The 6,722-nt window shown below is 33.5% G+C and carries 11 protein-coding genes; 1 reads left to right on the plus strand and 10 read right to left on the minus strand.

Translation table 11 applies throughout. The annotated features are described in order from the left end of the window. Window positions 1-25: 25 nt before the first annotated feature. From ACXACM_RS20380 to ACXACM_RS20415, 8 genes are all read right to left on the minus strand, one after another. Window positions 26-439, minus strand: coding sequence for a LysM peptidoglycan-binding domain-containing protein (locus tag ACXACM_RS20380; RefSeq protein WP_474824484.1), 414 nt, complete (start codon window positions 437-439; stop codon window positions 26-28). Window positions 440-1,014: 575 nt separating this feature from the next. Continuing rightward, a complete protein-coding gene (locus ACXACM_RS20385; protein WP_474824486.1) occupies window positions 1,015-1,461 on the minus strand; it encodes an ATP-binding protein in 447 nt (148 codons plus the stop codon). A 118-nt stretch (window positions 1,462-1,579) separates the two neighbouring features. Next, a complete protein-coding gene (locus tag ACXACM_RS20390) occupies window positions 1,580-1,786 on the minus strand; it encodes a hypothetical protein (RefSeq protein WP_474824488.1) in 207 nt (68 codons plus the stop codon). A gap of 10 nt (window positions 1,787-1,796) precedes the next feature. Further along, window positions 1,797-2,270, minus strand: coding sequence for a Na-translocating system protein MpsC family protein (locus tag ACXACM_RS20395; protein WP_474824496.1), 474 nt, complete (start codon window positions 2,268-2,270; stop codon window positions 1,797-1,799). Window positions 2,271-2,409: 139 nt separating this feature from the next. Further along, window positions 2,410-2,625 (minus strand): hypothetical protein, encoded by a 216-nt coding sequence (locus ACXACM_RS20400; protein WP_033578616.1) that lies wholly within the window; start codon window positions 2,623-2,625, stop codon window positions 2,410-2,412. Window positions 2,626-2,802: 177 nt separating this feature from the next. Then, on the minus strand, window positions 2,803-3,183 hold the full coding sequence (locus ACXACM_RS20405; RefSeq protein ID WP_474824490.1) for a Na-translocating system protein MpsC family protein: 381 nt from the start codon (window positions 3,181-3,183) through the stop codon (window positions 2,803-2,805). After that, entirely contained in the window at window positions 3,143-3,499 is a 357-nt protein-coding gene (locus tag ACXACM_RS20410) for a Na-translocating system protein MpsC family protein (protein WP_474824491.1), read from the minus strand. The genes ACXACM_RS20405 and ACXACM_RS20410 overlap by 41 nt, the downstream gene beginning before the upstream one ends. Before the next feature lie 444 nt (window positions 3,500-3,943). Beyond that, window positions 3,944-4,261 (minus strand): DUF3243 domain-containing protein, encoded by a 318-nt coding sequence (locus ACXACM_RS20415; protein ID WP_014460657.1) that lies wholly within the window; start codon window positions 4,259-4,261, stop codon window positions 3,944-3,946. Window positions 4,262-4,515: 254 nt separating this feature from the next. On the opposite strand from ACXACM_RS20415, the gene ACXACM_RS20420 reads away from it, so the two are divergent. Beyond that, on the plus strand, window positions 4,516-4,932 hold the full coding sequence (locus ACXACM_RS20420; protein ID WP_154989122.1) for a hypothetical protein: 417 nt from the start codon (window positions 4,516-4,518) through the stop codon (window positions 4,930-4,932). A 334-nt stretch (window positions 4,933-5,266) separates the two neighbouring features. On the opposite strand, the gene ACXACM_RS20425 is transcribed toward ACXACM_RS20420, so the two are convergent. Beyond that, window positions 5,267-5,428: a hypothetical protein gene (locus ACXACM_RS20425; RefSeq protein ID WP_165635770.1), complete on the minus strand. Its 162-nt coding sequence runs from the start codon at window positions 5,426-5,428 to the stop codon at window positions 5,267-5,269. A gap of 624 nt (window positions 5,429-6,052) precedes the next feature. Further along, window positions 6,053-6,520: a thiamine pyrophosphate-dependent enzyme gene (locus ACXACM_RS20430; RefSeq protein WP_474824494.1), complete on the minus strand. Its 468-nt coding sequence runs from the start codon at window positions 6,518-6,520 to the stop codon at window positions 6,053-6,055. Between the last annotated feature and the right edge of the window lie 202 nt (window positions 6,521-6,722).

Consider the following 6,722-nt stretch of genomic DNA (forward strand, 5'->3'; position numbering starts at 1 on the left):
GTTACGTATTGCTAAGGTTAATCAATCAAGAAGGGAAAGCAAGGTCAGCACCTGAAATGGAAGAGGAATACGTTGCAAAATCACTGATTAACTCGCGATCTGCTTCTGGGTTTCGAACGGCATAATATTCTAGTGTCCCTGCAATATAGTCTGATATGTTAGGAATGTTTATTTTCATTCCGACTTGCAAGTAGTTATACGAGACTGAAGGATTGGCCCTTTTCAATTGCTCCAAGGACACGTACGCTTTTTTAGCAATACCTTTCATCGTATCACCCGGCTGATCTGTGTATACATATAGGGCTATGAGCAAGGCTTGACCTGGAACAATATTTGCTTCTTCTAACCCATTCACGCTCCTAAGCTGTGCAACGGAATAACCATATCTTCTGCTTATTGAAGATAACGTATCACCAGGCTGAACTATATGAACAAACATGTTTTCTCCTCCTATGTACTCTTTATCTATTTACGTTTTATTCCGCACCAAGTTTAAAAAAGCCATTCAATAAATGTATATGAGTATTGTTTGTTTATATAACTGAGTTAAGTAAGGGATAACCTCTTTACACACTCTCACTCTATTGCGTCCCTAATACGGGTAGAAATGTTCCAGAGATGATCTCAAAATCTATGTATCATAAATGTATGTTTTTGGTGTACTTGAAACAGGCTGTTTTTTGTCAGATAGGATTATATTAAGAAATAAAAAGAGCAAGCTCTCTATCATGAGAGCTTGCTCCTTCCATTTAACGATTAAATGGAATTGCTCATAATTTCCCACACCTTTTTCTCATGTTTTTAAGCCTCTTGTGATTACTGCAGAGAAAAATTTTTGTCCTACGGCTAAGAGTTAATAGAGGAGAAGCACATGCTGAGGGCACCAACTCAAGCATGTGAAATATCTTAACCGTACCCTAGAGCAGGATCATCAGGGGATGATATTTTTAGAAGCTATCTCCTATTTAATAAAGGAGTTTTTTGTAAAGAGGAAGTCAGTTCTTTCTTAACCTTTTACCTTGTGTTTCTTTTATTTATTTTTTTTTTCCATTCTATAACCTCGATGTTAACGCCATGATCTTCTTGAGATGATATGGTGAATTCGTCCATTAATTTTTTTACCCCTGATAAACCAACGCCTAATCCCCCTGACGTTGTATAGCCACTTTCTAGCGCTTGTTGAATATTTTTAATGCCTGGTCCTTTATCTATAGCTATTATTTTGAGTCCTATTTCAAGTTGATTCTCTATTATTTCCATTATAATTTTCCCCGTAGTGGCATATTTATATATATTTCTGGACAATTCTGAAATAGCCGTAATAATTCGGGCCTGATCGAGTGCGCTGAAGCCTAAGCAATTAGAGAACATTCGTCCTTTCTGACGGGCTTCTACTATATCCACTTCCGTGTGTATCTCAACAGTTAAAGGTTCCTTTCCTTTATCCGATTGAAATAGCATAATTATCACCACTTTCTTTATTTTAATAGTAGTAAAAAAACAATAGGCCAAAAAGAAAGGTTAGATAACCTTTCTTTTTGGCTCTACATCTAGTTCAGTGCCTAGCTTATTAGTGCCGTTATGAAGTTGCGTTTAAAATCAGAAGAATTGTACTTTTATCTTTATGAAAATCCCATGCGACCAGTATATCTGTTACCTTTGAATCTAAAATCACTTCTAATGATTGACTATGCTCATGGAGTAGCCTTTTTTCGAGATTTCTTTTAGCCAATGTAAGGTTTTCTTCAAACCCTAATTGGACTAATTCTTTCTCTATATTTACCATAATACCTTCCCTAATGATAAGGAGTGTTCGCTGATCTCAATAAATAAGAAGAAACATCTTGAGGGAGTTTTTCTGCTTTTTGAGTCACTTCCTCAACTTCTTTATGCAGCAATTTCTGATTTTTATAGGAATGGTTGACTATGTTATGTTTATCAGAATGGATCATGATAAACATGCCAGACTGCAGCTCTAAATTCCAATCATAATAAAATTCTTCAATATCTAAATGTATATTTAATTGTATATATCCTTTTATCTCTTCAATTAAAGTCTCCATCAACAAATCACGTGTTTTTTGAACATAGATAACTTGTCCCTCGTCTAACAAAGCCTTTTCTAAAGGTAATAAAAAGGCTTTAAAATAAACGGTTATAAAAGGAGGAGAAATGACGGTGAATACACCTCCAGGACCTCTTCCAAAGTTTTCACGAAGTAATCTTCCCATATAACTACTTAATTCTTTTTCCAGTTTCGTTTTATCGATAGATGGTGCACCTAGTTTCTAGTTTCATAAGGTATACTATTCGTGATGTTTTATGAAAACTCCTTCTTCATCATAAGATCATTTTGGGTAATAAGAATTCACTTTTCACAAAATGTAAACGAGTCATACTAGTATATTTTTAATAGATTGGTTTCTGTTTACCTTTGTATTTTCTATGTTTAAAAATTCTTCTTTTATTTGAAATTCCAATTTTACTTCCATAGATAATGGTACTTAACAGTATTATATCCTTGCTAATTTCTTCTTTGTAAAATTCATTGTCATACTTTTGGTAATCCTGCAACAATCGACGAAGCTCTTTTATAAACAATACAATCTCATGATTATCAGCCATACCGACCAAATCCTTTCTGTTGGCACATCCTATTTTCAGATGCTATTTTAGGGGATTATTCCGTTACAAAAGGACTTACTCTTTTGAAACAACAAAAATAAGCCGAAAAAGAAAAGGTATGAGCTTTTCTTCCTCGGCTTATGTTTGGCACAATGTGTCCAATTCATTACTGCCTCATTAATTTTTTGGTTTTAAGATAAGGGTAATAATGCTATTGTCCTTTTCAAAATCCCAATCCACAAAAATATCAAGAATGTCTGCATTTAATATCTCATCATAGTCATCGTTTTGTCGTAAGATTCCTTTTTCCAAAGGGCGTTTAGAGATGCGTAAGGTGTCATCAAAACCCAACGAAATTAGCTGCTTTTCAATAGCCACCAGTATTCCTTCTCTTACGATGACCAATGTACGATCACTTAATTTATACGAAGAGATTTTCTCAGGCCCTTTTTGTGCAATTTCACTCATCTTTATAATCCGATCATGAATTGCTTGTTTTCCTGGGTAAGGGTCACCCTCAGTCAAATCGTCTTTCAAATCGTCCAGACAAACTCCCACAAAAATTCCGGAGTGATGAATCTAAATTCCAATCATAATATAAGTGCTGGATGTCAAGGTCTGTAATCCCTTTAATTTGACCAGTGATTTGAGGTTCAAGAGTCTTTACCAAAAGCTCTCTTGTAGTCATAACCTGAAGTTCTTCATTCTGGTTTAACAGTACTTGTTCCATCGGTGATACAAAGCCACTAACATAAATAACAACATAAGGTTCATAAATCGTAACATGAACAGCCTCGGGGCCTTTTCCAAAGTTATCTCGTAACAATTTGCCCAAGTTATTCGCCAATTTTGTTTGCTGAGCCTTAATATCCATATTTCTTCATCCTTTATTAAGAAAGAAGCATCATATCCTCTTTCCATCATTTTATTGTACCATTACGAACGAATAATTTAAATATACAGAATAAATAAAAATAATTTGTTACTTCATGTTTAACCGAATTATAAACGTTCAAAACCTCTTCTTTCTATTGCTTGGTACGTATTTTGAATGTCACCGGAAAATACGAATCCGTTGGATTCGTACTGATGTTTTCAATGAAGTGAGTTATAGCATGTAGTCAAATTATTGTTGGGGAAATATAGCTTTATCTTTTAATTGATGCATCGGAGGGACATATTAAAAAATAAACAGAGGTGCAGCATGAAAGAGAAAAAAGAGCCACTTATTTTACGCAAGTGGCTCTTTGCTATGTTGATTGAATTCACTTGAACCTCTAATAAATAATGGCAAAACGCAATCTATAATCGATTTAGATTATTCTTTGACTAATTTAACAAGCATATGAGCAAGATGATGTTGTTCTTCCTCGTTTCCAACTTTCCATAACTCATGTAACAAGTATTGCTCTTCATTTTGTGGCTCCTCATGGGTTGCGAGATAGTCAGCTATTTTTTTAGCTGCTAGAGCTAGTTGATTATCATTTAACCCTAGTTTCTCACCTTTTGTGACTTTATCTCCTAAGTAACTTTTAAATTCGTTAAAACTAGAAAGGATGTTGTCTTTCTTCTCTTGACTCATTTCATTTAGTTTATCCTCTACTTTATTCTCAACGGTTTCAGTATTATTGTTCATTTTTCATTCTCCTTCCAATTAGGTATCAATATTCTTATATGGTAAATCCCCCATTTACAGGTATATAAACATTTCGCAGCCTATTCATATGTTAAGTAGAATAATAGTAAACCTTGAATAAAACTCGAGTATTTGTAATAAAGTTTAGTGAAACACCTTTTTGATAACAGGTTGTATTTCTTAGGATATTAACAACCTAGGTTAGTTCCACAAAACTTAACGGGTTATTTAGATGAGGAACGGAGTGAATACAAATGAGTTTAGCTACTTATATAGGTTCGAACGTAGAATTACCTGTAGAATTACCTATTAATAAGGAATTAGATGATTTAGTTACTATTGGGAATTGCTTTTCAGATGAAAGAAATCGATTGAACATAAAGAAACACCAATTTACTACCCTTTATGTTTATGAAGTTGCAAGTGACTGGGGAATTGAGATTACGGAATATATGAATAAGAGCAGGCGCAAAGAATCAAAAGAGAAACTAATTGCACTATGCAAATTGATGGACCGCTATCTTAAGTCAGGAGACTTTTTTGAATTGTATAGTTGTTGGGTAGGAGAAGAAGCTGAAGAACCAGAGAGGAAATTAACGTTAAACATCCATTACTTTGACATCGACGACATTGACATGCCAGAAAAAACATTAGTTAGAATTGAAAAATGAGTTCGTCCTATTATTATGGTGAAATTACCCTTATATAGTATACATAAAAACAGAAAAACTCCCCTAATGCCTTAAGGGAGTTTTTCTGTTTAGTTAAATATTAAGGGTGTAATTGCTTGTTACTTACATATCATTTAATATTTTTGTAGATATTTATTATAACCTACCAAATGATTTCGGGAAAGCAAAAAATAAAAGCGATTACTTTTAATTCAAAATAATAGATGAAATATAACTGTCTTTTTATGAGATGTATTTTGGTTCTGGAAAAATACAGTGCTTAAGCTTATATGCTCAAATTTCTCCTTATCTATTAATAGATAAGGAGAAATTTTTATTCTTTATCGTTTCCTGGCACAGCATTAGAAACTATAGAAGTGTCTCCAGTATAATACTTATGGGGATAAGGATCAGAAGGCTTTGTTGCAAACTCTTTCTCAAGATCAGCTAATTCCTCTGATACCTGTTCTAAATCATTTGATTGATTATCACTCATATAAAACTCCTCCTTTTAATTAAACAATGTTCATCGCGCATTAAGGATACGTTTTTTCATAATGTGGATATACATGCTGTTTTTATTCTATACTTTCCTGTGCCTTTTCTTCATTTAGTATATATTTCAAATTAATATTTATTACTTTTTATAGGAATTTTCATTAGTCCATTATCTACCGCACCCATTCTTTTTTGTTTTATACTTTCGCTTCCTCTAGGGTTTCTTACCTATACACTAACAAATCTGCTTCTTCTGATTATCCAGCCAAGTGAACTTATTATTTTTCCTTTTACAACAGGAATACTGGGAATAGGCATAGGAGCTGCTTTTTACTTTTAAAAAAAGAGATTGTACATTATTATAAGTGGTGCCACCTCATTAACTGTTGGGATTATTACCTTATTGTACGGTTTCAAATTCCCAGTACTAGGTCCCGTGATCTCCAATAATGTTTCTCTTTGTACTACTGGTTTAATTTTTGTATTTACGTTTCTTTATAGTTGGATTTGGGTTGAACTGAGCCTAGCTTATTTTAAAAAATTAAAAACATTTATTTTCTAGTGAATCTACAGATTAATCTCTTAACAGAGATAACTCGTTAAAATAATGGAGAAATCGCAATTAGCCTTTTAGAAAAACGTCAATTAGGACAATCTCATCTGAATTTTTTAAGGCGCTTTTCATTATATTTTCAAATTCGGCTAAACTATTTGCCCGTTCTCCTTTAATTCCAAAGCTAACTGCCAATTGAACAAAATCTGGGTTTGTAAAAGTTACTCCATAGCTCTTACCAAACTTTTTGTTCATCATTTCCTGCTCTATTTTTAATGTAGAGTCGTTTAAAACAATAATGATGAATGAAAGCCCTAAGCGCTTTGCCGTCTCTATTTCTGCAAAATTCATTAAAGCTCCTCCATCTCCAGTAATACAAATAACTGGATCATTAGGGCAGGCTAGTTTAGCTCCAATTGAGCCTGGTAAAGCAATACCCATGGAAGCTAAACCATTTGATATAATGAACTTGTTAGCGTTTTTGGGTTGATAAGTTCGGGCTATAGATACTTTATGAGCTCCTACATCTGAAATCACAATTGTTTCCTCTGAAGAGAGCTTGTCAATACTGTGCAAGATATTCTCAATTGTTAAAGGTAGTAAATTAGTATCTATCTCTTTCTTTTCAATATGATAGGATTGCTTAATTTGTTTCTGAAGATTGAGGTGCTGAGTAGCGTGATTGTTGATTTGTTGGCTTTAGCAATACGTAACTGAACGAAGCAGACTAGTAAAAATA

The sequence above is a fragment of the Alteromonas sp. AWQ4_252 genome, from assembly GCF_056158205.1.

Coding starts and splice junctions, on each gene's coding strand:
- ACXACM_RS20380 (WP_474824484.1), bottom strand. CDS start 439: ATGTTTGTTCATATAGTTCAGCCTGGTGATACGTTATCTTCAATAAGC.
- ACXACM_RS20385 (WP_474824486.1), bottom strand. CDS start 1,461: ATGCTATTTCAATCGGATAAAGGAAAGGAACCTTTAACTGTTGAGATA.
- ACXACM_RS20390 (WP_474824488.1), bottom strand. CDS start 1,786: ATGGTAAATATAGAGAAAGAATTAGTCCAATTAGGGTTTGAAGAAAAC.
- ACXACM_RS20400 (WP_033578616.1), bottom strand. CDS start 2,625: ATGGCTGATAATCATGAGATTGTATTGTTTATAAAAGAGCTTCGTCGA.
- ACXACM_RS20410 (WP_474824491.1), bottom strand. CDS start 3,499: ATGGATATTAAGGCTCAGCAAACAAAATTGGCGAATAACTTGGGCAAA.
- ACXACM_RS20415 (WP_014460657.1), bottom strand. CDS start 4,261: ATGAACAATAATACTGAAACCGTTGAGAATAAAGTAGAGGATAAACTA.
- ACXACM_RS20420 (WP_154989122.1), top strand. CDS start 4,516: ATGAGTTTAGCTACTTATATAGGTTCGAACGTAGAATTACCTGTAGAA.
- ACXACM_RS20425 (WP_165635770.1), bottom strand. CDS start 5,428: ATGAGTGATAATCAATCAAATGATTTAGAACAGGTATCAGAGGAATTA.